General features: G+C 71.6%; 21 protein-coding genes and 3 tRNA genes. 9 read left to right on the top strand and 15 right to left on the bottom strand.

Going from position 1 to position 20,931, the window contains the following annotated elements:
- Positions 1-135: 135 nt before the first annotated feature.
- Positions 136-741: a hypothetical protein gene (locus J3473_RS19020; protein ID WP_207025368.1), complete on the top strand. Its 606-nt coding sequence runs from the start codon at positions 136-138 to the stop codon at positions 739-741.
- 228 nt (positions 742-969) lie between these two features.
- Here J3473_RS19020 and J3473_RS19015 read toward each other — a convergent pair whose 3' ends face one another.
- The 4 genes from J3473_RS19015 to J3473_RS19000 all read right to left on the bottom strand — a co-directional run bounded on the left by J3473_RS19015 (position 970) and on the right by J3473_RS19000 (position 4,077).
- A complete protein-coding gene (locus J3473_RS19015) occupies positions 970-2,085 on the bottom strand; it encodes a site-specific integrase (protein ID WP_207025367.1) in 1,116 nt (371 codons plus the stop codon).
- An 89-nt stretch (positions 2,086-2,174) separates the two neighbouring features.
- Positions 2,175-2,768, bottom strand: coding sequence for a hypothetical protein (locus J3473_RS19010; protein ID WP_207025366.1), 594 nt, complete (start codon positions 2,766-2,768; stop codon positions 2,175-2,177).
- Positions 2,769-2,932: 164 nt separating this feature from the next.
- Positions 2,933-3,015: transfer RNA gene (locus J3473_RS19005), tRNA-Leu, on the bottom strand.
- Between the two features lie 75 nt (positions 3,016-3,090).
- A complete protein-coding gene (locus J3473_RS19000; RefSeq protein ID WP_306790199.1) occupies positions 3,091-4,077 on the bottom strand; it encodes a pirin family protein in 987 nt (328 codons plus the stop codon).
- A gap of 141 nt (positions 4,078-4,218) precedes the next feature.
- Between J3473_RS19000 and J3473_RS18995 the strand changes: the two genes are divergently transcribed.
- The 6 genes from J3473_RS18995 to pknB are packed head-to-tail and all read left to right on the top strand — an operon-like array spanning position 4,219 to position 11,684.
- Positions 4,219-5,058 carry a DUF3662 and FHA domain-containing protein gene (locus J3473_RS18995; protein WP_207025365.1) on the top strand — a complete coding sequence of 280 codons (840 nt, stop codon included), beginning with the start codon at positions 4,219-4,221 and terminating at the stop codon, positions 5,056-5,058.
- Between the two features lie 10 nt (positions 5,059-5,068).
- Positions 5,069-5,566 (top strand): FHA domain-containing protein, encoded by a 498-nt coding sequence (locus J3473_RS18990; protein ID WP_207025383.1) that lies wholly within the window; start codon positions 5,069-5,071, stop codon positions 5,564-5,566.
- Between the two features lie 3 nt (positions 5,567-5,569).
- Positions 5,570-6,991, top strand: coding sequence for a PP2C family serine/threonine-protein phosphatase (locus J3473_RS18985; RefSeq protein WP_207025364.1), 1,422 nt, complete (start codon positions 5,570-5,572; stop codon positions 6,989-6,991).
- Entirely contained in the window at positions 6,988-8,370 is a 1,383-nt protein-coding gene (locus J3473_RS18980) for an FtsW/RodA/SpoVE family cell cycle protein (protein ID WP_207025382.1), read from the top strand. The genes J3473_RS18985 and J3473_RS18980 overlap by 4 nt, the downstream gene beginning before the upstream one ends.
- Positions 8,367-9,821, top strand: coding sequence for a penicillin-binding protein 2 (locus J3473_RS18975; RefSeq protein WP_207025363.1), 1,455 nt, complete (start codon positions 8,367-8,369; stop codon positions 9,819-9,821). Before J3473_RS18980 ends, J3473_RS18975 begins: the two co-directional genes overlap by 4 nt.
- Positions 9,822-9,833: 12 nt before the next feature.
- Positions 9,834-11,684, top strand: a complete 1,851-nt coding sequence (gene pknB / locus J3473_RS18970) for a Stk1 family PASTA domain-containing Ser/Thr kinase (protein ID WP_207025362.1) — start codon at positions 9,834-9,836, stop codon at positions 11,682-11,684.
- A gap of 405 nt (positions 11,685-12,089) precedes the next feature.
- On the opposite strand, the gene J3473_RS18965 is transcribed toward pknB, so the two are convergent.
- The 4 genes from J3473_RS18965 to J3473_RS18950 all read right to left on the bottom strand — a co-directional run bounded on the left by J3473_RS18965 (position 12,090) and on the right by J3473_RS18950 (position 14,465).
- A complete protein-coding gene (locus tag J3473_RS18965; protein WP_207025361.1) occupies positions 12,090-12,746 on the bottom strand; it encodes an aminodeoxychorismate/anthranilate synthase component II in 657 nt (218 codons plus the stop codon).
- A gap of 102 nt (positions 12,747-12,848) precedes the next feature.
- A complete protein-coding gene (locus tag J3473_RS18960; protein ID WP_207025360.1) occupies positions 12,849-13,004 on the bottom strand; it encodes a hypothetical protein in 156 nt (51 codons plus the stop codon).
- Positions 13,005-13,008: 4 nt separating this feature from the next.
- On the bottom strand, positions 13,009-13,686 hold the full coding sequence (locus J3473_RS18955) for a class E sortase (protein WP_242525969.1): 678 nt from the start codon (positions 13,684-13,686) through the stop codon (positions 13,009-13,011).
- The gene (locus J3473_RS18950; protein ID WP_207025359.1) at positions 13,683-14,465 is read right to left on the bottom strand and encodes a DUF881 domain-containing protein; all 783 of its coding nucleotides are present in this window, start codon (positions 14,463-14,465) and stop codon (positions 13,683-13,685) included. Before J3473_RS18950 ends, J3473_RS18955 begins: the two co-directional genes overlap by 4 nt.
- A 71-nt stretch (positions 14,466-14,536) precedes the next feature.
- Between J3473_RS18950 and J3473_RS18945 the strand changes: the two genes are divergently transcribed.
- Positions 14,537-14,791 carry a cell division protein CrgA gene (locus J3473_RS18945; RefSeq protein ID WP_030527270.1) on the top strand — a complete coding sequence of 85 codons (255 nt, stop codon included), beginning with the start codon at positions 14,537-14,539 and terminating at the stop codon, positions 14,789-14,791.
- Positions 14,792-15,142: 351 nt separating this feature from the next.
- On the opposite strand, the gene J3473_RS18940 is transcribed toward J3473_RS18945, so the two are convergent.
- Together J3473_RS18940 and J3473_RS18935 are read right to left on the bottom strand one after the other, a co-directional pair.
- The gene (locus J3473_RS18940; protein ID WP_242525968.1) at positions 15,143-16,021 is read right to left on the bottom strand and encodes a rhomboid family intramembrane serine protease; all 879 of its coding nucleotides are present in this window, start codon (positions 16,019-16,021) and stop codon (positions 15,143-15,145) included.
- Between the two features lie 58 nt (positions 16,022-16,079).
- Positions 16,080-16,598, bottom strand: coding sequence for a peptidylprolyl isomerase (locus tag J3473_RS18935; RefSeq protein WP_030527272.1), 519 nt, complete (start codon positions 16,596-16,598; stop codon positions 16,080-16,082).
- Positions 16,599-16,733: 135 nt separating this feature from the next.
- Here J3473_RS18935 and J3473_RS18930 point away from each other — a divergent pair, with 135 nt between their 5' ends.
- Complete coding sequence (locus tag J3473_RS18930) at positions 16,734-17,861, top strand: hypothetical protein (protein WP_207025358.1); 1,128 nt, start codon at positions 16,734-16,736, stop codon at positions 17,859-17,861.
- Between the two features lie 423 nt (positions 17,862-18,284).
- On the opposite strand, the gene J3473_RS18925 is transcribed toward J3473_RS18930, so the two are convergent.
- From J3473_RS18925 to J3473_RS18910, 5 genes are all read right to left on the bottom strand, one after another.
- On the bottom strand, positions 18,285-18,935 hold the full coding sequence (locus J3473_RS18925) for a nuclease-related domain-containing protein (protein WP_242525967.1): 651 nt from the start codon (positions 18,933-18,935) through the stop codon (positions 18,285-18,287).
- A gap of 368 nt (positions 18,936-19,303) precedes the next feature.
- Positions 19,304-20,242, bottom strand: a complete 939-nt coding sequence (locus J3473_RS18920; RefSeq protein ID WP_207025357.1) for an HNH endonuclease signature motif containing protein — start codon at positions 20,240-20,242, stop codon at positions 19,304-19,306.
- Positions 20,243-20,384: 142 nt separating this feature from the next.
- Positions 20,385-20,460 (bottom strand) — tRNA-Ala (locus J3473_RS18915).
- A gap of 29 nt (positions 20,461-20,489) precedes the next feature.
- A complete protein-coding gene (locus J3473_RS19620; RefSeq protein WP_211250970.1) occupies positions 20,490-20,612 on the bottom strand; it encodes a DLW-39 family protein in 123 nt (40 codons plus the stop codon).
- A 31-nt stretch (positions 20,613-20,643) separates the two neighbouring features.
- Positions 20,644-20,720, bottom strand: a tRNA-Ile gene (locus tag J3473_RS18910).
- Positions 20,721-20,931 lie beyond the last annotated feature (211 nt).

The following is a 20,931-nucleotide window of genomic DNA, read 5'->3' as shown; positions in this document are numbered from 1 at the left end:
TCCCGCGCGAGGCCGTCACGACGCCATCAGCGCAGGTCAGAAGCCGCTGCGACGCCGGGCCGGAGCCCGTGACCCTGTTCTGGTCAGACACAGGGTCAGGTAGGTGCCGTCGGCGCCCCACCCCACAATGGACGCGTGTCCCCTGCATCCTCTCCCGCCGGCAACGCCGAAGTGGTGCACGCCTGGGTGGACGAGTCGATGCGCTTCACCCCGCAGCAGTCGTTGTACCTTCTGGCGGCGGTCCTGGCAGACCCAAGCGCCTGCGAGTCCTCAAGAGCGGCCCTGCGCCCGTTCAAGGCTCCCGGTGAACCGAAACTCCATTGGCACTCGGAAGCGGACGCGCGTCGGAGGAAGATCACGGGCGTCGTCGCTGAGTGCGACCTCGAGTCCGTCGTCATCATCGGCACCCCCGCGGACATGAGGAAGCAGGAGCGCGCGAGAGCACAGTGCATGGAGCTGCTGCTGTGGGAGCTTGACAAGCTCGGAGTGACGCAGGTGTGGGTCGAGAACCGAACGCAGTCCCTAAACCGCCGTGACCTGACCACGGTCGATCGAATGCGTGGGCGCAGAATCATCACCAACAACATTCGAGTGGACTTCGCCCTGCCGTCTGAAGAGCCGATGCTCTGGCTTCCGGACGTCGTGGCCGGCGCCATGTCATGCAAACGGACCGGGGAAACTGATGAGTGGGCATCTCTCATCGAGCACCAGGTGTATGAGGTAGACCTCCTCTTGCGCTGATACCCAGACAGCGCGAGAGCCAGGTCCCGTCTCCGGCGGGGGTCCTGGCTCACACTTCCCAACCCCCCAGCAGGGGGAGGGCTTGCCTCCATGATCGACTAGTTCACCTTCGTCGTCAACCTCAACTTCAAGCTCGTCGTCAACCTCATCATCAACTTCTTCATCGTGGTCCACTAACCGCGCGCAGCAGCCGGAATGTTCCTCGGCTCAGAAACCTGCAGTGCCGTCTCAGCGCTGCCCGTGGGTGACCCACGGGTGGTTGCCGCCGTGGAGACGGATGACCACCGCGGCGACCTCCTCGGGGGTGCCGATGGCGTATCGGAAGTGGGCGTCCGAGCTCGCGGTGTGCCGCGCGAAGGCCCGGCCGACCTGCGGGCGGCTGGCCTCTGCCACCACGCCGATGGCGTGGTGGCGGAGGGTGTGAGCGGTGACCTGCGCCTGGTCGGCCCAGGACAGTGTCGTCTGGATGCGCTGGAAGAGGTTGTCGAGCCGGCGCGAGGTGATGGGTCGAGGGCCCTGCTTTCGGGAGGCCTTCTTGCGGAAGATCTGGTCCTCGGGCCCGGTCGCGCCGCGGGAGTCCGCGAACTCGAGCAGCACGTCGATGAACCAGTCGGGCACGGGCTGCAGGTCGGCCTTCTTGTGCTTCTCGTGCAGCGCGACGGTGCACTCCTCCTTGTTGATGTCACCGCGGGTGAGGGCGAGCAGGCCGTTGCGGCGGGCGCCGGTGATGAGGAAGAACCAGCAGATGAGCTCGTCCAGCTCGGGGTCGTCGCCGGTGCTGCGGGCAACGAGCAGGAGGCTGTCGAGGTGGGCTGCCTTGAGGGGCCGTCGGCTGCTGTTGCCTCGCGTGACCTTGACGACGTTCTGGGACGGGTTGCGCTCGGGGTCGATGTGGTGGTTGGCAGCGGCGTACTTGAAGACGGCGCGCCAGGCCGAGATGGCGTTGTTCTTGGCGGAGGCGCCGCCGACGCCCTGCTCGGTGCGGCCCTGGGTCAGGCGCTGGGTCCGCTTCTGGGCGGACGCGAGCGCCGCCCGGGCCTGGACGGCGCCCAGGAGCAGGTCGAGGTCCTTGGTGCGGACCTCGTGGGCCATCAGGGCCCCGAGCCCGGCCCAGCGAAGCGAGGGGTCGTTCGGGTGCTGCCAGCCGTCGGTGAGGAGGTCGATGTAGGTCTTGTGGGCCCGGTGGCTGCCTTCGCTCATGCGCTCGAGCGCCTCGCTGGCGACCTCGGCGATGGTGAGCGGCTCGATGTTCGCGCCGGCCATGGCGTCGCGCACGGCGGCGTTCACCAGGGCCGCCAGGGCGGTGGTGTCGATGGTCTGGGTCGAGGTGGTGTCGTGGTTCATGTCGTTCTCCTTGGTTGTGGGCCGGTTCGTTCCGGCGGGAGTGGATGGTTCGGGGTGTGGTGGGGGGCGCAATCGGCGATGAGGGGCCGTCAGGCGCTGAGAGCCGGCTGGTCAGGAGTCGGGTCGCACAGGGCCTGCGCGATGTCGCTCCCGCTGACGACGTAGGCCTCGTCTCGGCCGGGGACGGCGATGACCATGACGTCGTCGCCGGCCTCGACACGAAGCGCCGCGCGGGACGGCACGGGGAGGCGAAGGCGCTTGCCGTCGCTGGTGGCCGGCTGCGCGCCCGGGTGAGCGCTCGTGCCGGGGCGGACCACGAGGCCCTGCCCGAGCTCGATGGCGTAGAGCTCGGTGTCCGCGCTCCAGCCGAGGGCGCTCATGGGCTTGGCGGCGTTGACGCGACCACGGTCGTCCAGAGGCCCGAGGGCGAGAACGCGAGGGACGCCGTCGCGGACTGTGCGGGTGCTTCCGACCGACCGGGGTCGCGTGCCGTTCGCGGACGCGGGGGCCGGCAGGGTGAGCTGGACGACCGGTGCGGGGCCGCGGGTGGCAGCGACGGTGCGGTTGACCGTCGTGCCCTTCTCGCGCGCGGACGCGACCGTGTCGATGGTCGGGGCGAGGCGTCCTGCGAAGCGGGAGCCGGTGGCGGTGTTCTTCAGGTGCTCTTCGAGTGTGTGTGTCACGAGAGCGTCCGTCCGCTCGTCGTCGGGCGGCGCAATCGCCCATGCGGCGAGGACGTGCTTGACAGCCTCAGCGGAGGCCGGACCGTCCGCGGACATGGAGAAGGCCGAGGAGTCCAGGTGGTCCTGGGCCCCTCGGCCTACGTGGGAGATCTCCCACTGATCTGTGCGCAAGGGGGGATTTGAACCCCCACGCCCGTAAGGACACTGCCACCTGAAGACAGCGCGTCTGCCGTTCCGCCACTTGCGCGTGGTGCTCGGATGAGCCGTCCCAGTGTGCCCGATGGATGCCCGATCGACCAAAGCGACCCCCGGAGCGGCCTGCTCAGGACATCGGCTCGGCCTCGGTCTGGGGGCGGTCGGGCCGGCCTCGGTTGCCCCGCGAGCGCAGCCGCACGCCGGGCAGGCCGGGCGCGGGGATGCGTGGCACGTCGCCCTCGTAGCCCTCGACCCGGCCGAAGCGGCCCGACGACCCGTCGGCGCCGGCCTCCCACGCCTCGCGGGCGGCGACGACCTCGTCGTGCGAGCGCCCGACGAAGTTCCACCACATGACGATCTCCTCGCCGAAGGGCTCGCCGGCCAGGACGAGGACGCGGGCGCTCTCGTCCCCCGCCGTCAGCACGAGCGAGCGTCCGTCCCTCACCCCGTCGCCGTCCGCCGAGGCCGCCTCCACGACGCCCAGCTCGGTCGCGGCCACCGGCGCCCCGGCGAAGTCCACGGACCCACGGTCGACGAGCACCCCGACCTCGAACTCGTCCGGCACCGGCAGGGCCACCGAGGCCCCGGCCTCGAGCACGACCTCGACCCCGAGCAGCGCGGTCTCGACCCGTACCGGCGAGCGCGAACCCCAGAGCGACCCGACGAACACGCGCGCCTCGACCCCGGGCGCGGGATGCACCGCCTCCGGCACGTGGTGCTCGAACCGCGGCTCGACCGACGCGGCGGCCGACGGCAGCACGACCCACAGCTGCGCGCCGTGCAGCACGCGCGTGCCCGCGGTCGACACCTCCGAGTGCGAGATGCCCCGTCCGGCCGTCATGAGGTTGACCTCGCCCGGACGGACGACGGCGACGGTGCCGAGGGAGTCGCGGTGCTCGACCTCGCCGGAGAACAGCCACGAGACGGTGGCGAGGCCGCAGTGAGGGTGCGGCGCGACGTCCATCCCGCCGCTGACCGAGACGTCGTCGGGCCCGTAGTGGTCGGCGAAGCACCACGCCCCGACGAACGAGCGCTCCTTGGCCGGCAGGGTGCGCCGCACCGTCATCGCGCGCGGCCCTCCGAGCGGCACCTCGCGCGGTCTCAGCGTCTGCACCCGGTCCACCATGGCTCCACGCTAGCCAGCCGACGCCGCCGACGCGCCTCGCGCGCGGGCGCACGCGTTCAGGGCGCGTCCAGCCCCGGCGGATAGGCTGGAGCGACGTCTGCCGGCCCGTGACCGACGAGGAGGTGCGCCGTGGGACTGCTCGACCGCCTCGAGGCGGGCATCGAACGTGCCGTCCAGGGCACCTTCGCCAAGCACCTGCGCTCGGCCGTGCACCCCGTCGAGATCGCGAGCAACATGCGCCGCGCGATGGACGACCGCGCCGTCACCTCCTCGGGGCGCGCGATCGTCCCCAACGTCTTCGTCATCGAGCTGAGCCCCGGTGACTTCGACCGGCTCCAGCCCGACCTCAAGAGCGTCGAGGAGGACCTCGTCGCCGCCGCCGAGGAGCACTGCGACGGCCAGCACTACCAGCCCGCCGGGCCGTTCGACATCGTCTTCGAGGAGCACGACGACCTCGAGACCGGGGTCTTCCGGCTGCGCCCGAGCAAGGCCTCGCGCCCCCGCCCCACGGGGCACACCGGCCAGCACCAGCGCCCCCCGGCCCCGCCCGTCGCTCCCGCCCCGCCCGCAGCAGCCGCCGCGCCGGCTCCCGCCGCCGCCGAGGCCGACGACCTCCCGACCCGCCCGAACCAGCAGCAGGCCCCGCCGGCCCGCCCGCGCCGCGTCAACCCGGCGGACCGCCCGTGGCTCGACGTCGACGGCGAGCGCTACCCCCTCATGGGCGCGATGACGATCCTCGGCCGCGACGACAGCGCCGACATCATCCTCGACGACCCCGGCATCTCGCGCCGGCACAGCGAGCTGCGCGTGACCACCGACGGCCCGCACTTCGTGACGACGATCCGCGACCTCGGCTCGACCAACGGCACGTTCGTCAACGGCGAGCGCATCACGAGCACGCACCTGTCCGACGGCGACCGCGTCACCGTCGGCCGCACCTCCGTCACCTTCCGCGCCGGGCGGCGGTGACCCCGCGATGCTGAGCGAGCTGACCCTCACCGTGCTCCGGCTCGGGCTGCTGGTCGCCCTGTGGGCGTTCGTCTTCGCGGTCGTCGGCGTCCTGCGGGGCGACCTCTACGGCACGCGCGTGCGCAAGCGGGCGGGCACCACACCGGCCAAGGGCAACCCCGCGCCGCGCGCCCCCCGCCGCGAGCGCACCCCCAAGCCGCCGAAGGCGTCCAAGGGCCCGACCCGCCTCGTCGTCACCGCCGGCCCGCTCTCCGGCACGACGCTGCCGCTGCGCTCCTCGGGCACGCTCATCGGCCGCAGCCCCGAGTGCGCCCTCGTCCTCGACGACGACTACGCCTCCGGCCGGCACGCCCGCATCTTCGAGGGCGACGACGGCCGCTGGATGGTCGAGGACCTGCGCTCCACCAACGGCACCTACCTCGGGGCGACCCGCCTGACCGAGCCGCGCGAGGTCGCGGCCGGCAGCGTGCTGCGCATCGGCCAGACGACGCTCGAGCTGCAGAGGTAGCCGATGCCGTTCGCCTTCCACTACGCGGCACGCTCCGACGTCGGCATGGTGCGGTCCAACAACGAGGACTCGGGCTACGCCGGCCCCCACCTCCTCGCGATGGCCGACGGGATGGGCGGGCACGCCGGCGGTGACGTCGCGAGCTCGACCGTCGTCGCGGCCCTCGTCGACCTCGACGGCGAGTCGTTGTCCGGGCGGGACGCGAGCCAGGCGCTGCTCGACCGCATCCGCGAGGCCAACCGCGAGATCGGCACGGCCGTCGACGACGACCCGCGCCTGGACGGGATGGGCACGACGCTCATCGCGATGCTGCGCACCGGCGACCGGATCGCGTTGGCGCACATCGGCGACTCGCGCGCGTTCCTGCTGCGCGACGGCGAGGTCACGCAGGTGACCAAGGACCACTCGTTCGTGCAGAACCTCGTCGACGAGGGACGCATCACCGCCGACGAGGCGAAGACCCACCCGCAGCGCTCGCTCGTCACCCGCGTGCTCACCGGCAGCGACGAGGACGAGCCCGACCTCGTCGTGCGCCAGGGGCGCGCCGGCGACCGCTACCTCATCGCCTCCGACGGCCTCACCGACTACGTGGCGCGCGAGACCGTCGACGACGTCCTGCGCGAGACCCGCGACCCCGGCGAGTGCGCCGAGCGGCTCGTCGGCCTCGCTCTGCGCGCCGGCGCCCCCGACAACGTGACCGTCATCGTCGGCGACCTCGTCGACATCGCGAAGGTCGACGCCCCGCCCACTCAGCCGCAGGTCGTCGGCGCCGCGGCCGAGCGCCGCCGCGGCACGCGCCCGGTGCCGGTCACCCCCGCCGAGAAGGCCGCCGCGCTGAGCAAGGCGGCCACCGGCGGGGACGACGACACCGACGATGACGGCGTCACCCTCGCCGAGGAGGGCCCGCGCACCCGCCGCGGCACGGTGCTGCGCGTCGTCGCGGCCCTCGTCGTCGCCGCGGTCGTCGTCGCCGGCGGCTCCTACGCGGCCTATGCGTGGTCGCAGCAGCAGTACTACCTCGGCGAGCAGGACGGCGTCGTCACGGTCTTCCGCGGGGTCGACCAGGACCTCGGCCCGATCTCGCTGCACTCCCCGGAGTACGCGACGACCATCCCCGTCGACGAGCTGCCCGATTCCTACCAGCAGAACATCGAGGCCGGCATCGAGGCGAGCAGCCGGGCCGACGCCGACGCACGCGTCACCGAGCTACGCCTCCAGGCCGAGGCGTGCCGCTACGCCCGCAGCCAGGGCGACGAGTGCCGCACGGTCCAGCCCGGATGGACGCCGCCGAGCCCCAGCGCGTCCCCGTCGGCGTCCCCCTCCGGGTCCGCCTCCCCCTCGCCGTCCGCGTCCCCGTCGGCGTCGTCGAGCGGCCTGCCGTCGCTCTCGACCACGTCCACCCCGACCGTCCCGCCGCCGGCATGAGCACCGTCTCGTCCGTCGCGCCGCGCTCCGGCCGCACCACCGAGCTCGTCCTCGTGCTCGGGGCGGTCGGCATCGTCGGGCTGGCCTACGTCAACCTCGGCCTGGCCACGACCGGCACGGTGCCGCCCGGCCTCGCTGCGCTCGGGCTCGGCTACCTCGGTGTGTCGCTGGCCTTCCACGTCGTGCTGCGCTGGCGCGCGAAGTACGCCGATCCGCTGCTCCTGCCGATCGTCACGCTCCTCAACGGCCTCGGCCTCGTGATGATCCACCGCGTCGACATCGCCCGAGGCCGCGACATCGCCGACGGGGTGGCGCTGCGCCAGCTGATGTGGAGCGCGCTGGCCGTCGCGATCGCCGCGGCGGTGCTCGTCGTGCTGCGCGACCACCGCATCCTGCGCCGGTACACCTACGTCGCGGGAGTCGCCGGCTTCTCGCTGCTGCTGCTGCCGCTGCTGCCGGTCATCGGCACCTCCGAGTTCGGCTCGCGCATCTGGATCCGGCTGGGGCCGTTCTCGTTCCAGCCGGGTGAGATCGCCAAGATCTCGCTCGCGGTGTTCTTCGCGGGCTACCTCGTGCAGACGCGAGACGCGCTGTCGGTCGCCGGCCGCAAGATCCTCGGCCTCACGCTCCCGCGCGCCCGCGACCTCGGGCCGATCCTCATCGCGTGGCTCGCGAGCCTGAGCGTGCTCGTCTTCGAGCGCGACCTCGGCTCGTCGCTGCTCTTCTTCGGCCTCTTCGTCGCGATGCTCTACGTCGCGACCGAGCGGGTGTCGTGGATCGCGATCGGCCTCGGGCTCTTCGGGGCCGGCGCGTACGTCGCCTACCTCGCGTTCGCGCACGTCCAGGTCCGGGTCCTGCTGTGGCTGCACACCTTCAGCCCCGAGGCGCTGCAGACCTCCGACCAGCTCGCCAAGGGACTCATGGGGATGGCCGCCGGCGGGATGGTCGGCACCGGCCTCGGCCGCGGGCGCCCTGACCTGACCTACCTCGCGGAGTCGGACTTCATCATCCCGAGCTTCGGCGAGGAGCTCGGGCTCGTCGGGCTGTTCGCGATCCTCGTGCTCTACGCGCTGCTCGTCGAGCGCGGCCTGCGCACCTCGCTCGGCACGCGCGACGGCTTCGGCAAGCTGCTCGCCGCCGGCCTCTCGTTCTCGCTCGCCCTGCAGTGCTTCGTCGTCGTCGGCGGCGTCACCCGGGTCATCCCGCTGACCGGTCTCACGGCCCCCTTCCTCTCCTCGGGCGGCTCCTCGCTGCTCGCCAACTGGACGTTGCTCGCCATCCTGCTGCGCATCTCGGACCACGCCCGCCGCCCGCTGCCCGACGAGTCCGCGCAGAGCGCGGTCGGCGAGGCCCGCACCGAGGTGGTGAAGCTGTCGTGAACGCCCCCGTCCGCCGCCTCTCCTTCCTCGTCGCCGGTCTCTTCGCGGCGCTGCTCGTCTCGACGACGCTCATCCAGTACGTCTTTGCGGCCGACCTCAACGGCCGCCCGGACAACCGCCGGACGCTGCTCGCCACGTACGCCCGCGAGCGCGGCGAGATCCTCGTCGGGCAGACCCCGATCGCGAAGTCGGTGCCGACCGACGACGAGTTCAAGTTCCAGCGGACCTACGACGACGCCGACCTCTTCGCGCACGTCACGGGCTTCTACTCCTTCTACGGCGCGGTCGGCGGGCTCGAGCAGTCCGAGAACGAGCTGCTGTCGGGCTCGAGCGACAAGCTCTTCTACCGGCGCATCTCCGACCTCTTCACCGGACGCCGGCCGCAGGGCGCCACCGTCGAGACCACGCTCGACGCCGCCGTCCAGAAGGCCGCGTCCGACGGCATCGACGATGCGCGCGGCGCCGCGGTGGCCCTCGACCCCAAGACCGGCGCGATCCTCGCGCTCGTCAGCCACCCCTCGTTCGACCCCAACACGCTGGCCGGTCACGACCTGGGCAAGGTCGACGCCAACTACCAGTCGCTGCTCAAGGCGGACGGCCGGCCGCTCGTCGACCGCGCCATCGCCGGCGACCTCTACCCGCCGGGGTCGGTTTTCAAGGTCGTCACCGCGGCGGCCGCGCTGACCAGCGGCAAGTACACGGCCGACTCCGAGCTGCCCGGCGGCGCCTCGCTCGACCTGCCGCTCACCGACACCGACCTGCCCAACCACGGCAACGTGCCCTGCAGCCCGTCCGGCCGGATCACGCTCAAGCAGGCCCTCGTCGTCTCGTGCAACCCCGCCTTCGGCGAGGCCGGCATGGAGATCGGCGCCGACGCGCTGCGCGAGCAGGCCGCGAAGTTCGGCTTCGGCGACGCGCCGACCGTCCCGATGCGGGTGACGCCGAGCAGCGTCCCCGCCGAGATGAACGAGCCGCAGCTCGCGCAGGCGTCGATCGGCCAGTACGACGTCCGCGTCACCCCGATGCAGATGGCGATGGTCGCGGCCGGCATCGCGAACAAGGGCGTCGTCATGCAGCCCTACCTCGTGCAGTCGGTCATCGGCTCGGACCTGTCGGTCATCGAGTCAGCCGACCCGACCGAGCTGTCGGAGGCCGTGACTCCCGAGGTCGCCGCGACCCTCACCGACATGATGGTCGGTGTCGTGCAGGAGGGCTCGGGCACCCGGGCGCAGATCCAGGGCGTGTCGGTGGCGGGCAAGACCGGCACCGCGGAGCACGGCACCGGCCGGCGCGCGCACGCCTGGTTCATCTCGTTCGCCCCGGCGGACGACCCGAAGATCGCCGTCGCGGTCGTCGTCGAGGACGGCGGGACGGCCAACAGCGAGACCGGCGGTGGTGCGGTCGCCGCACCCATCGCGAAGGCGATGATGGAAGCACGGCTGAGCGAATGAGGAAGGCACGACATGGTTGACGTCCCGAAGCTGCTCGGCGGCCGGTACGAGGTCGGTGAGCTCCTCGGTCGCGGCGGCATGGCGGAGGTCCACCGAGGGTTCGACACGCGGCTCGGCCGCTCCGTCGCCATCAAGATGCTCCGCAGCGACCTCGCGCGCGACGCCACGTTCATCACCCGGTTCCGCCGCGAGGCGCAGTCGGCGGCCGCGCTCAACCACGCCTCGATCGTCGCGGTCTACGACCACGGCGAGGACCACCTGCACACCGAGTCCGGTGGGGCGCAGGTCAACATCCCCTACATCGTCATGGAGTTCGTCGACGGGCGGACGCTGCGCGAGGAGCTGACCGAGAAGGGGCAGCTCGACGAGACCGAGGCCGTGCGGGTCACCGAGGGCGTCCTCGACGCGCTGGCCTACAGCCACCGGCAGGGCATCGTCCACCGCGACATCAAGCCGGCCAACGTCATGGTCGCGGCAGACGGCTCGGTCAAGGTCATGGACTTCGGGATCGCCCGGGCGATGGCCGACGCGAACGCCACCGTCACCGCCACGCAGGCGGTCATCGGCACCGCGCAGTACCTCTCGCCGGAGCAGGCGCAGGGGCAGACGGTCGACGCACGCTCGGACCTGTACTCCGCCGGCTGCATGCTCTTCGAGCTGGTCACGGGCCGGCCGCCGTTCCAGGGCGACAGCCCGGTCGCCATCGCCTACCAGCACGTCGGCGAGCCCCCGGTGCCCCCGTCGCGGTTCGCCGAGGGGATCTCGGCCGACCTCGACGCCGTCGTGCTCCACGCGCTCGAGAAGCCGCGCGAGGACCGCTACCAGGACGCCGACGAGTTCCGCGCCGACCTCCAGGCCGTGCGGCTCGGGCGTCCCGTGAGCATCGCGGCGCGCTCGTCCGCCGCGGCCCTCGCCGGCGCCGCGGCGGCCGGGGTCACCGAGGCCCTGCCGGCCTCCTCGACCGCGCTCACCGACCGCACCGCCGCATGGGATGCCCCCTTCGCCACCTCGCCGCCCGCCGACGACGAGCCGCTGACCCGCCGCGAGGTGATGGAGGAGGAGCGCAAGAAGCGCAACCCGGCCGCGGCCATCCTCCTCGTCGTCGCGGTGCTCGCCGCGCTCGGGCTGCTCGTGTTCGGCCTCGTGAACTACCTCGGCGAGTCCGACACGCCACCGCAGGTCCAGGTGCCGTCGGTCGTCGACGCCCCGCAGGACGCCGCCACCGCCACGCTGACCGGGGCGGGCTTCCGCGTCGAGTCGATGGTCGCCGCCTCCGACACGGTCGACGAGGGCAACGTCATCTCGCAGACCCCCGAGGGCGGCACCCGCGTCGACCAGGGCTCGACGGTGCGCATCACCGTCTCCGGCGGGCCCGACAACGTCGAGGTGCCGGACCTCGCCGGGCGCTCGCTCGACGAGGCCCGCGGCATCCTCTCCGACCTCGGGCTGACGCTCGGGACCGTCGACGAGGTCAACGACGCCAACACCGCGGAGAACGTCGTCATCTCCTCCGATCCCGGCTCGCAGGTCGCGGTCAAGCCCGGGACGCGGATCAACGTGACGGTCGGCACCGGCCAGGTCGAGGTGCCGAACGTCGTGGGGATGAGCCAGAACGAGGCCCAGAGCGCCCTCGCCGACGCCAACCTCAAGGTCGAGACCTCGTACGAGCAGACCGACCAGGCCGCCGAGGGCGACGTCATCAGCCAGGACCCGAAGGGCAAGCAGGCGGTCGACACCGGCTCGACGGTGAAGATCGTCGTCGCCCAGAAGGCCGCGCCGACACCTACCCCGACCCCGACGCCCACGCCCACGCCGTCGGAGTCGCCCACCGAGAGCCCGTCGCCGAGCCCCTCCCCGAGCTGACCCGGCCGGCGGGGCGGGTCCACCCGGACCCGCCCCGCCGCCGCCCCACTCGTCCCGGCCGCCCGGCCCAGGTTCGACCACCCCGCCTCGACCTCGCCCAGGCGGCCCAGGAGACATGTACCTCCCAGGATCCTGCCTCCCCGGAAGGATTACCTTGCGCCCGGCAACGTTTCCCTTCCACCCCGCAAGGGATCCCTTCCCGGCGTAAGCATGCGGTTGTCCCCGGCGAGGTTTTCCTTCCACGCCGCAAGGAAGTGGTTGCGCGGGCAAGGTAAACCTTCCGCGGCGCATGGAGGCCGGGAACACCTACTTCGGCCCCCGGCTCTCAGGAGACCCGAACCGGGCGCCGTGCGCTCGTCGCTCGCCACCAGAGCGCAGACGCCGAACGCCCGCGCGCCGCTCACCTCAGGTCGCGGCCACCATCCGCGCGACCCCCGCTGCGTCGTGCACGAGCGGCGACAGCCCCTCCGCGCGCGACACCGCATCCGCCATCCCCGCGCTGCGCAGCCAGTTGGCCAGCATGAGGTGCCCGCCCTCGGTGAGCACCGACTCGGGGTGGAACTGCACCCCGTGCAGCGGCAGGGTCGCGTGCCGCACGGCCATGACGATCCCCGACTCGGTGTGCCCGTTCGGCACGAGCGACTCCGGCATCGTCGCGGGGTCGATGGTCAGCGAGTGGTACCGCGTCGCCGTGAACGGCTGCGGCACGCCGGCCAGCACCCCGGACCCGTCGTGCAGCACGCTCGAGGTCTTGCCGTGCAGCAGCTCAGGCGCCCGCCCGACCGTCGCGCCCATGACCACGCCCAGCGCCTGGTGCCCGAGGCACACCCCGAGCATCGGCTGCGCCCGCTCGGCGCACGCCTCGATCATCGCCATCGAGACGCCGGCCTCCTCGGGCGTCCCCGGCCCCGGCGAGACGAGCACCCCGTCGAAGTCGGCGCCGTCGGCGGGCGAGACGGCGTCGTTGCGGACGACCTCGCACTCGGCGCCGATCTGCTCGAGGTAGCCGACGATCGTGAAGACGAAGCTGTCGTAGTTGTCGACGACGAGGACGCGGGTCATCCCCCTATGGTGCCCCGCCCGGTCGCGCCGACCCAGCCCGGTCCGCGCCGGGTTCGCGCCTGGTTCGCCCCCCCGCCGCGGGTCGCCGGGCACACCCACCACTCACCCCACCGTGTTGTCGTTGAACGGCAGCACCTCGGCGAGCGCCGGGAACCCCCACTCGAAGAGCACGGCGACGACCACCGCCACCAGCACGACGCACGTCAGCGCCCGCACCCACGCGGGCCCGGGCAGCGAGCGCCACAGCGCTGCGTACATCCGCCTACCCCTCCACCGTCGACCAGTCGGCGAGCCGCCACTTCGCCCGCGGCACGGCCTCGACGAGGCGACCGTGCGTCACGAACCGCTCCGTCGCGCTGTACTTCGGGTGGCAGGAGGTCATCGTGATCATCCGCTCCGTCGGCTTCGCCCCGGGCGAGTCCGGCACCGGCGCGATGACCTCGGTCTGCCACGGCCGGACGATCTCACGCCCGGTGATCTCGTAGACGTACACCGTGGGCGCCGTCTCGACGATGACGCGGTCGCCGTCGCGCAGCGTGTCGATCTCGTGGAAGGGCCGCCCGTAGGTCGTCCGGTGGCCGGCGACCGCGAAGTTGCCCACGGCCCCCGGCGACGCCGACCCCTCGTAGTGCCCGACCCCGAGCGCCAGCACCGGACGCCCGACACCCTCGATGACCGGCCGCGCGAAGTCCGCCCCGAACCGCGGGATGCGGATGACCGCGAACGCGTCGGCCTTGCCCAGCTCCGGGAACGCGTCGTGCAGCGCGGCGCCCGCGTCACGCCCCGACGCGAACCCCTCGTCGAGCGCGCGCACGATCTGCTCCTGGGAGCGGTTGCTCGTGACGTCGGTCCACCACAGCTGCCACGCGACGAACAGCAGGACCAGGACGCCCGCCGTGATGAGGAGCTCGCCGACCCAGCCGACGGCGCGACGGATCACGAGGTGGCCACCTCGGCGACGGTCGGCGTGATGCTGCCGGCGTACGCGGGCAGGGTCTGGGTGCCGGCGTCCTCGAGGTCGTACCCGAGACCGAACGCGATGGCGTACTGGCGGATGAGGTCGACCGCGCGGTCCTGCTGCAGCCGAGCCCGCATCGTCTCGAGGTTGCCGATCGCCGTGACCTTGTAGGGCGGCGAGTAGACGCGGCCCTGGAGGATGAGGGTGTTGCCGACGCAACGGACGGCGCTCGTCGAGATGATCCGCTGGTCCTGCACCATGATCGCCTCGGCGCCGCCGGCCCACAGGGCGTTGACGACGGCCTCGATGTCCTGCTGGTGGATGACGTAGTCGTCCGGGTCGCCGCCCTCGGGCACCTCGCCGCCGGGCAGGGGGGCGTCGGTCAGGGTGACGCGCAGCGCCGGCCCGCGCACCTCGGTGCGTCCCGCCGCCGTCGCGATCTCGGCGGCCTGGCGCTCGAGCCGCTGGGTCGTGAGGTCGCCGGGGGCCAGGGCGGCGGTCGCGTCCTCGACCTGCGCGCGCAGGGTGTCGACCTTCTCGGCGCGGTCGGCGTTGACGCGGGTCTGCTCGCGGATGAGGTCGGGCAGCCGGGTGTAGCCGGTGCGCAGCTCCTCGCCGTCGGAGGCGCGGACGCTGCTCGCGAAGAGGGCGCCGGCGACGAGGGCGGCGACGGGGACCAGCCAGGGCCACGGCGAGGGTCGGTCGACCCGGCCGGCGTGCCGCGAGGACCGCTCGGACCGACCGGCGTGCGTGCCCGGCACCCTGCCTCCCCTCTCCTGACGACGTGGCCTCTACGCTAGGGCACGAGTCTGAACGAACCGGAGGAGTTCCCGTGCCCGAGTCCAAGGGTCGCAAGAAGCCCGCCTACACCCCGCAGCGGACGGCGTCGGCGGCGCAGCAGGGCCCCAACGCGCGCTGGTTCGTCCCGGTGATGCTCACGCTCATGGTGCTCGGCCTGCTGTGGGTCGTCACCTTCTACATCTCGGGCGCCAACCAGTACCCCGTGCCGCAGCTCGGCCGCTGGAACCTCGGCGTCGGCTTCGGCCTCATGCTCTCCGGCTTCCTCATGACGACCCGCTGGCGCTGACCGCCGAGGTCGACGCCGGCGCCGTCCACAGGCACCGCCCCCGGGACCCCGGGGCTCCCACGCGATCCGCGTGGTGCAGCCCCGGGGTCCTGTGCATGACGGGCCCGAATGACCCGTCGTGCACCGCCCGTCCACACCTCGTCCCCAGGTTCCAGGGGTTCGTCCCCAGTTGTCCACAGGGGTTGTCCCCATTGGGGATGAATGACACCGGTGTAATCCACATGGGGACAGCCTGTGGACAAGTGTGCGAACAACGCGTGGATGCGCTGTGGACGCCTGTGGACGACCGGTGGACAGCGCGATGCCCCGGCCGCAGCGGCCGGGGCATCGAGGAACAGCTGAGGGTCAGAGTCAGAGCGCGTACTTGGCCACCGACAGCAGGACGAGGACGACGAACAGCCCACCGAGCGCGACCCAGTGGATGCGCCGGTCCGGCGGCTGGAGCGGATCCTTGGCCCGGCCGAGGTAGCCGATGGCGGCCGCGGCGACGGCCCCCGTGATGAGGCCGCCGAGGTGCGCCTGCCACGCGATGCCCGGGATGACGAACCCGATGACCGCGTTGATGCCGATGACGACGTACATCCCCGCCGCGGACCGGCCGAGCCGGCGCTGCAGCACGAGGAACGCCCCGAAGAGGCCGAAGACCGCCCCGGAGGCACCGACCGCCGCGGTGATCCACGACTCGTCGGCGAGCGTCACGACCCCGCCGGCCGGCTTCGACGCCAGCAGCAGGATGCCCACCGACCCGCCGAACGCGCTGAGCAGGTAGAGGGCGATGTACCGGGCGCGGCCGAGCATCGGCTCGAGGTACTGGCCCATCACGTAGAGGGCATACATGTTGAACGCGATGTGCGTGAGGCCGCCGTGGGCGAAGCCGGAGGTGATGAAGCGCCAGGGCTGCGTGTCGCCGACGATGGGCGCGAACGCGATGTCACGGGTGAGCGAGGGTTGCACGGTCTGCAGCAGGTAGACCGCGACGCAGATGCCGATGATCCAGAACGTCACCAGCGGCCGGCCGTCGGTGACGGCTCCGCCGAAGGTCGTGCGACCCTGCCGGACGGTCTTCGAGGCCTCGCGCACGCAGTCGACGCAGTGGATGCCGACGGCGGCGGGGCGCTGGCACTCGGGGCAGGCGGGGCGTCCGCAGCGCTGGCAGCGGACGTAGGACTCCCGGTCCGGATGCCGCGGGCAGGTCGGGACCTGGCCCGCGGCCGCCGGCGCAGGGTTCACCGGGGGGATCGGCGGTGGTTCGGACACGTCGGTCTCCCGGGGTGGTGGTGCGTGGTGCTTACTGCTCGATCTCGACGCGCTCGATGACGACGTCGTCGACCGGACGGTCCTGGGCGCCGGTGCGGACACCGGCGATCTTGTCGACGACCTCGCGGCTGGCGCCGTCGGCGACCTCGCCGAAGATCGTGTGCTTGCCGTTGAGCCAGGTGGTCGGCGCGACGGTGATGAAGAACTGCGAGCCGTTGGTGCCCTTGCCCATGCGCTTGCCGGCGTTGGCCATCGCGAGGAGGTAGGGGCGGTCGAACTGCTTGTCGGGGTGGACCTCGTCGTCGAAGGTGTACCCGGGGCCGCCCATGCCCTGGCCGAGCGGGCAGCCGCCCTGGATCATGAAGCCGGGGATGATGCGGTGGAAGACGAGGCCGTCGTAGAACGGGGTGGGGTTGGTGCGCCCCGCGTCGTCCTTGTACTCCTGCTCGCCCGTGGCGAGGCCGGTGAAGTTCTTGACGGTCTTCGGCGCCTCGTTGGGGAAGAGCTCGACGACGATCGGGCCGTGGTTGGTGTGCAGCGTTGCCTTCATGCCTCCGATCCTCTCACGCGGGCCCGACGCCGCCGGGTGGGGCGACTCACGGCATCAAGGCTTGTCCTGATGTGCCCCGAGCAGCGCAAACAGGGCAGGATGGACGAAAGAGATGTCCCACACCGAGGAGGACGCGTGTTCCGCAGCAAGAGCAGGACCGACCAGGCCGTCGATGCCGTGACGGATGCCGCCGACCGCGTGAGCGCGGCCTCGCGCGACGCCGCCGAGCGCGCCGCCGACACCGCCCACGACCTGCGCAAGAAGACGAAGTCCGAGATCAAGGACCTCCGCAAGAGCAGCAAGTCCGAGGCGAAGCACCTGCGCAAGCAGGGCAAGAAGGCGAAGAAGGAGGCCGTCGCGCAGTACGCGTCGGCCCGCGACCTGGCCCACGACGCGAACAAGTCGGCCCGCGACCTCGCCCACGACGCCAACAAGCAGGCGCACTACTACGCCGACACCGCGCGTGACTACGCCGGCTCGGTCGCGCCGAAGGTGCGCGAGGGCCGCGAGCGCGCCCAGGACGCCGCCGAGACCGCTCGCGAGAAGGCCGAGGAGGCGCTCGAGGCGCTGGCTCCCCGCGTCGAGCACGCGAAGAAGAGCGCCGAGCACGCCAAGGAGACCTTCTCCGACGACGTCCTCCCGAAGGTCATGGCGGCCCTGACCGCCATCGCCGCCGGCGCCGCGACCGCGCGTGAGCAGGCCGCCGAGGCCGCCGAGCGCGCCCCCGACGCCTACGCCGTCCTCAAGGGCGACGCCCGCGCGAAGAAGAGCCGCAGCAAGGGTCGCTGGGTGCTCCTCCTCGGTGCGGTCGCCGCCGGCGCCGCCGTCATGGCGTACCGCAAGAGCTCCGAGCGCCCCGACCCGTGGGCGAGCGCCGGCTCCTACACGCCGCCGTCGTCGGCCTCGACCAAGACGTCCGACGCCGTCGACACCGCCAAGGAGAAGGCGGGCGAGGTGCGCGAGAAGCTCGCCGAGACCGCTGGCGCCGCCGCCGAGCGTGCGTCCGAGCTCAAGGACAAGGGCCTCGAGAAGGCCGGCGAGCTCAAGGACGCCGCGGCCTCGAAGGCCGACGACGCCAAGGACGCGGCCGCCGCGAAGGCCGACGAGGTCAAGGACGCCGCGAGCGACGCGGCCGACGAGGCCGCCGCCACCTGGGACGACGCGAAGACCGGCGACTCGACCATCCCGTCGACGACCGGTACCTCCGAGGGCTCCGACCTCTCCACCCCGAACGTCGAGGGCGGCTCGAACGACAAGAGCTGACCGCAGCGCAGACGGACCGGCGCCGGCCGCATCCCCCCGGGGATACGGCCGGCGCCGTCGTGTCCGGACGGGGCGACCCCCTGTCGGCCGCCCTGTCCGGGGATGCGCACGCTCTGGATCGTGCGCCGTGTGCGTCTGTGTGGATGGAGTTGTCCGGCCGGGACGTCCCGGGGCGATGGAGGGGGTCGCGACCAGGTGCCCTCAGCACCCGTCGCGTCACCGTCCCGGGACGTCGGCCGTGTCGGCTCGAAACCCTTTGAGGCCCTGCCAGGAGTCGACGAGCCCGAATCTAGACCTGCCGCGCACGCGGGGGAATGGTCCGATCGGGCTACTGTCGAAGGTTGCCGGCGGGGTCCACGGCAAAGTCGATGGTCAGGGCCGTTCTGCCTTGCACATCACGATTTCGGCGAGGTTCGCCGGCGGTCAGCTCGAGGGCAATGCGGTGGCTAGACGGCGGTGCAGCGCTTCGACCGCGGCGGAGTCCAGTGGGCCGGGCTGCTGGAGGAGCTTGTAGAGCTTCTTCGGCCAGAGGACCCGCACCTCGCGGGTGGTGAAGTCGCCGCCGAGCAGCGGCCAGTCGGCGTCGAGGAAGCAGAGCGCGCCGGTGACCCGCACGTCCTCCCCGATGATGTCGCGGACGAGCAACACCTGCTTGAGGACGCCGTCGACGAGCTTGCTGCAGTCCCGCGAGCCGATCATCAGCTTCTCGACCCGTGGCCGCAGGATGCCGCCTTCCACCCGCAGCGACGGCCGGCCCTTGTAGCGCTTGGCGTCGATGACGACCACTCCGTGGGCGGTGACGGCGATGTGGTCGATGTTGGCGCGCGTCCGTGGGATGCGTCGGTCGTGCAGCAGGCGGACCGTGTCGCCGGCCCGGGCGTCGAGTCCCCTGCCGAGCCTCTCCTCACCGATGGCGCCGGTATCCCACGCCCGCGTCGACTGCGGGTCGTCGGTCACCGCGAGGATGAGGCCGCCGAGCTTCGGGTGCCTGGTGCGGATGCGTTCCTCGCGCTTCGCCTTCCGCCGCTCGAACTCACGGCGAGCCGATGCCCCGGCGACGCCGCTGTCGACCACTTCGGGCTCCGCCGGCTCGGCCGCAGGAGCGACGGCTGGCTGAGCTTCCGGCGAGGTGACCTCGCTCTCGACCTCCGGCGTGGGTGGTTCGTCCGCCGGCTGGTCGTGCGCCACGCAGAGCACGCTCTTCGTCGTTCGCTCGTAGACAGCCTCGGCCTTCGCCGGCAGCTCGGCATCGCAGACCCGACACACCCCCGCGTACCGCAGTCGCATCCGCTTCGCGTCAACCGCCCCCGTCATCCATCCAACGTTAGGTTGGATCGACCTGCGCGGCAGGTCGTTCGGCGAACCGAGCGGACGCGCCCGTGGCTGGGCCCAGCTCGAGAGGGCCGGCTACTCCTTGACAGGGCTCGACGGACGCCGCTCGGTCACGCGACGGCGCGGTGCTCGGTCCAGTGCTTGTCCAACCACAACACCTGCTCGTCCCGCAGACCGACGTGGAGACGTCGATCGTGCAGCACTGCGTACTGCTCGTATTTCTCGAGCGTGGGCGCAACGTCGATGGTCAACCGCCGAGGGTCCACGGCAAGCAGTCCGTCATCGAACAGGCGATGGATGTCCTTCCGGAGCATCAGTCCACCGTGCTTGAAATGCGTTCCCAGTTCCGCGTAGCTGTAGAGGTGTCCGGCGTCGAGAACGCGTTCGGGTGCCCCTCCGGTGAAGGCGCAGACGCTGCCTTGCAGCGTGAGTATGTGCTGACGGAACTGACGCTGCCCCCGCCTCACACGGACGAAGGAGTCGTTGAACCCGTGGGCAGGCACGTACTGCAGCGATGTCGCTGTCGTGTTCAGATCGGCGCGGGCCGCGATCCGACCGAGAGCTCGTTCCGCGTTCTTCTCGAGGAGGGCCTGCTCGAGCGCGTCCCAGTGAATGGGCCGCATGGCGTTGAACTCCTTGGGGTTCACCGCCAAGGAGCGCACCTCTTGCTCGTTCAGAACACCGTCGAGCGAGGTCCACGCGGCGTCGTAGCGCGCTTGGTACACCTCGACGGGGACGATCTCCTTGACCGCGAACTCGAATTCGGAGCGACATTGCATACACCTGAACCGAGGTGACGCGAGCTTTCGTTCGCTGATGCGAGTTGCCCTGCAGTGAGGGCACCTGCTCAGCTCCTTGAAGCCGGGCGAGGTCTCGATCGCCTCGATGACGGAGATGCCGAGCAGCCGCTCCTTGTCCCACAATGCGATCGGATCCCCGACCTGCAGATTCTTGTGGTTCGGGACATTGCTGTCCCAGGAGTAGTAGGCGTCGAACTGATCGTCGTAACCGTTGTTTCCGCCGTGCCCGCGGTTGTCACCGGCGGCCATGAGAAGCCACCCTCGCGGCCCACGTGCGGTCGTCGACATCGGCCCAGGCTTTCACGATCGACGACACCGCGGCAGCCGTTCGGACAATCGGTCGCGGGGATTGCCGGCGAAGGGTCTCGCGTCGGCCATGCTGCGGAGCCGTTGGTGGAGCCAAGGGGACTCGAACCCCTAACCCCCTGCTTGCAAAGCAGGTGCGCTACCAATTGCGCCATGGCCCCCGGGTGCCGCGCGGGCGGCGGGGTGAGCGTCAGCTCTGCGGGGTGTCCGTGGCCTCGGCCCAGAGCCGGTTCTCGGCCTGCTTGTCCTTGATCTGCTTGCTCAGGGCGAACGCACCTGCCGCAGAGGCGAGGAGGACGAGGAGCTTCTTCACGGAACACCACCTGGGAGCCGGGGAGGTCGGGTGGTGGGCCTAACAGGACTTGAACCTGTGGCCTCTTCCTTATCAGGGAAGCGCTCTAACCGTCTGAGCTATAGGCCCGTCACCGACCGGCGTCGCACCTCTCAGGAGGCGCGGTGCACGAGATTACCCGATGCCCGCCCCGCTCCCCAAAACGGGCCACGAGGACGCCCCCACCAGCACGAAACGTGTGTGAAGAACGTCGGGATGACGACTGTCATGTGCCAGGACATCGCTGACACAAGTGTCATCGTGGGCCTGACAGTAGGGACTTTCGGGGGCGGCCGGGAGG

Source organism: Phycicoccus sp. DTK01 (assembly GCF_017312765.1).
Classification (GTDB): Bacteria; Actinomycetota; Actinomycetes; order Actinomycetales; family Dermatophilaceae; genus Phycicoccus; species Phycicoccus jejuensis.
This window is presented reverse-complemented; position numbering and strand designations above follow the sequence as displayed.

Coding starts and splice junctions, on each gene's coding strand:
- J3473_RS19015 (WP_207025367.1), bottom strand. CDS start 2,085: ATGAACCACGACACCACCTCGACCCAGACCATCGACACCACCGCCCTG.
- J3473_RS18985 (WP_207025364.1), top strand. CDS start 5,570: ATGCCGTTCGCCTTCCACTACGCGGCACGCTCCGACGTCGGCATGGTG.
- J3473_RS18980 (WP_207025382.1), top strand. CDS start 6,988: ATGAGCACCGTCTCGTCCGTCGCGCCGCGCTCCGGCCGCACCACCGAG.
- pknB (WP_207025362.1), top strand. CDS start 9,834: ATGGTTGACGTCCCGAAGCTGCTCGGCGGCCGGTACGAGGTCGGTGAG.
- J3473_RS18965 (WP_207025361.1), bottom strand. CDS start 12,746: ATGACCCGCGTCCTCGTCGTCGACAACTACGACAGCTTCGTCTTCACG.
- J3473_RS18960 (WP_207025360.1), bottom strand. CDS start 13,004: ATGTACGCAGCGCTGTGGCGCTCGCTGCCCGGGCCCGCGTGGGTGCGG.
- J3473_RS18935 (WP_030527272.1), bottom strand. CDS start 16,598: ATGAAGGCAACGCTGCACACCAACCACGGCCCGATCGTCGTCGAGCTC.
- J3473_RS18920 (WP_207025357.1), bottom strand. CDS start 20,242: ATGGCCGCCGGTGACAACCGCGGGCACGGCGGAAACAACGGTTACGAC.